The 3,214-nt window shown below is 26.6% G+C and carries 2 protein-coding genes and 1 tRNA gene; 1 reads left to right on the top strand and 2 read right to left on the bottom strand.

Going from position 1 to position 3,214, the window contains the following annotated elements:
* Positions 1 to 101 precede the first annotated feature (101 nt).
* Positions 102 to 176: transfer RNA gene (locus tag ACXX87_RS03970), tRNA-Trp, on the top strand.
* Between the two features lie 5 nt (positions 177 to 181).
* Here the strand turns inward: ACXX87_RS03970 and ACXX87_RS03965 are convergent.
* A complete protein-coding gene (locus tag ACXX87_RS03965) occupies positions 182 to 2,305 on the bottom strand; it encodes an ATP-dependent Clp protease ATP-binding subunit (RefSeq protein ID WP_458559642.1) in 2,124 nt (707 codons plus the stop codon).
* Between the two features lie 115 nt (positions 2,306 to 2,420).
* The gene (locus tag ACXX87_RS03960; protein WP_436358987.1) at positions 2,421 to 3,083 is read right to left on the bottom strand and encodes a hypothetical protein; all 663 of its coding nucleotides are present in this window, start codon (positions 3,081 to 3,083) and stop codon (positions 2,421 to 2,423) included.
* Between the last annotated feature and the right edge of the window lie 131 nt (positions 3,084 to 3,214).

Raw genomic sequence — 3,214 nt, 5'->3', positions numbered from 1 at the left:
GAGGACATTTTGATTAGTAAATACCCCGGGACATTTTGATTAATAATTTGCATTTTTTATTTTCAAAAAAAGGAAAATATGCTACAATATATTTTGTTAGTAGAGGTGTAGTTCAATGGTAGAACAACGGGCTTCAACCCCGTGTGTTATGGGTTCGAGTCCTGTCACCTCTGCCATTTTTTTATTCCTTTTTTCAAGTAATAGAGTTTTTAGTAACACTTAAAATATTTATATTTTCTTTTGAAATATCTTTATTAATAATACTATTTGCAATTAATGTTTCTATATTTCTTTTAATAAATAATTTAATAGGGCGAGCACCAAAGTTTAACACATCTGTATTATTAACAATGTAATTTAATAATTCATTTTCATAAACAATAGAAAATCCTGTATTTTCTCTAATTCTAGTTAATAATTTATCTAATTCAAGTTTAGCAATATTTTTAAGAACATCTTTTGATAAAGGATTAAATTTAATAATTTCATCAATTCTATTTAAGAATTCTGGCTTAAAATGCTCAAGTAATTTTTCTTTAATTGTTTCCATTGAAATTTTAGGATTATCTAGAATTTCAAGAGCTGCAATATTGCTTGTCATAATAATGATAGTATTTTTAAAATTAACCTTTCTTCCTTTAGAGTCTGTTAAAGTTCCATGGTCCAAAATTTGTAATAATATATTAATAACATCAGGATGTGCTTTTTCTATTTCATCAAATAAAATTATAGAATAAGGATTTTGTCTAATTTTTTCAGTTAGTTGTCCTCCTGTTTCATAACCAATATAACCTGGAGGAGAACCAATTAATTTAGATACAGAGTGTTTTTCCATATATTCAGACATATCTAATCTAATCATTTGTTTTTCTGAGTTAAATAAAAGAAGGGCTAAAGCTCTTGCAAGTTCTGTTTTTCCAACTCCAGTTGAACCTACGAAAATAAAGGAACCTATTGGTTTATCTGGATCATTTATATTTGCTTTTGATCTTAAAATAGCTGCATTAACTAATTCAATTGCTTCGTCTTGTCCTTTGATTATATTTTTTAAATCAGTTTTTAAATTTAATACTTTAACTTTATCTTCTTCAATTAATTTAGCAACAGGAATTTTAGTTCATTTTGAAACAATTTTTGCAACATCTTCAGCTGTTACTTCGTCTTTTATAAAGGAATTAGTGCTATTTTCTATTTTTGTTTCTATTTCTTTAATTTGATTTTCCACTGCTGGAATTTTATTATAGATAATTTCAGATGCTTCTTTAAATTTCCCTTCATTTTGAAAAATTTTAAAATTATTTTTTAAATCATCAAGATAATTTTTTAATTCAGCAATTTTAGAAGTTTGGTTTTTTTCTTCATTAAAGATTTTTTCTTTTGATTTTATTTCTAATTCTAAATCTTTTATTTTTTCGTCTAATTCCTGTATTTTTTCTTTGTTTTCGTCATTTTTTGAACCTTTTAAAGAAATTTTTTCCATATTCAATTTTGCAAATTCTTGTTTTAATTTTTCAATTATTTCAGGTTGATAATTAGTTTCTACTTTTAAAGTAGCACTAGCTTCATCTACTAAGTCAATTGCTTTATCTGGTAGAAATCTATCACTAATATATCTTGAAGAAAGATTTGCAGCAGCTACTAATGACTCATCGGAAATTTTAATTTGATGGAAATTTTCCATTCTATTTTTAATTCCTCTTAAAATTGTTATAGTGCTTTCAATTGAAGGTTCACTTACATCTATTTTTTGCATTCTTCTTTCAAGTGCTGCATCCTTTTCGATATAAATTTTATATTCTTCAAGAGTGGTTGCACCAATTAATTTTATTCCACCTCTTGCCATAATTGGTTTAATAATGTTAGCAGCATCCATAGCGTTATTACCATTTCTTCCTGTTCCAATTAAAAGATGAATTTCATCTATAAAAACAATAATTTCACCGTTAGAATCTTCAATTTCTTTAATTAGTTTTTTTAATCTATCTTCAAATTGACCTTGGTAAGAAGCACCAGCAATTATAGAAGCTAAATCTATTTCTCATACTTCCTTATTTTTTAAACTTTCAGGTACATTACCTTCAACAATTTGTCTTGCCAAACCTTCAACAATAGCTGTTTTCCCTACTCCTGGTTCTCCAACAAGAACGGGATTATTTTTTGTTTTTCTTGAAAGAATTGTTATTATTCTTCTGATTTCTTCATCTCTTCCAATTACTGGATCTAATTTATTTTTTAGTGCCAAATCAGTTAAGTTTTTCCCAAATTCTTTTAAAGGGCTTTTGTTTTCTTTATATTCAAAATTCATATTATCACTCCTTTTTATTTTTTTCTAAACAAATTATAGCACATTTTTTGGCAGTCTAATAAAAAGAGTGCCAAATTTTTTGAAATAAAAAAATGAAGTTATTAATAACTTCAAATTAATGTCTTTTCTTTCTAGAAATTTCTTTAATTGATTTTATAAGTTCTTTTGCAATAATTTTACCAATTTCTTTTCCTGCGGACTTAGCAGCAGTTTTTGCTAGTGTTTTAGCAAAAGATCTAACTTCTTTGGAACGAATGAATTTATATCATTTTAATTTTAATTCTTTAGTTTTATCTGAAGTTACATTAACAAATTCATTTGCTTTTCTTTGTGCTTCTGCTTCATTATCCCCTTGTGATTTATAGAAAAAGACAAGAACTTTTTTATAAATTTCTTTTTGTTTTGAAAGTTCATTAGCTTTTATATCTTTTACTTTAGAATAATCAAAATCATTTTCATTTCCTTCAAATTCGCTATCAGAAGGTTGTTCTTCTGTTTCTTCGTTTGAACTTGTTGTTTTTGAAGGATTTGCAGGAGCAGGGTTTTCTGGATTGTTATTTACAGGGGTTGTTTGAATGTTTGAACCTGGTTCACTTGGATTTTCATTTGAAGGGGTTGTAGGAGTTGTAGGGGTTGTAGGAACAGGTTGTTCTGGGGTTGCAGGTTGTTTGGTTTCTGAATTATTATCACTTTTAGCTTGTTGGCAAGAAACAATAAATAAAGCAGAAACTGGTAAAACAGTTAGTGTACTTAATGTTAAAATTTTTGCTTTTTTCATATATTTTCCTTTTTTAAGTTTATGATAATACCATTTTACAAAAAAAAAAAAAAAAGCAAGTTTTTGGCAAAAAAAGTATTAAAACAGAAATAAAATGTCACCCCCCATTCCCAATATAAAATGTCACTTTT

This window comes from Mycoplasma sp. 613B, assembly GCF_054343485.1.
Note: the sequence above shows the minus strand (reverse complement) of the source record. Positions and strands in the feature narration are given on the sequence as shown.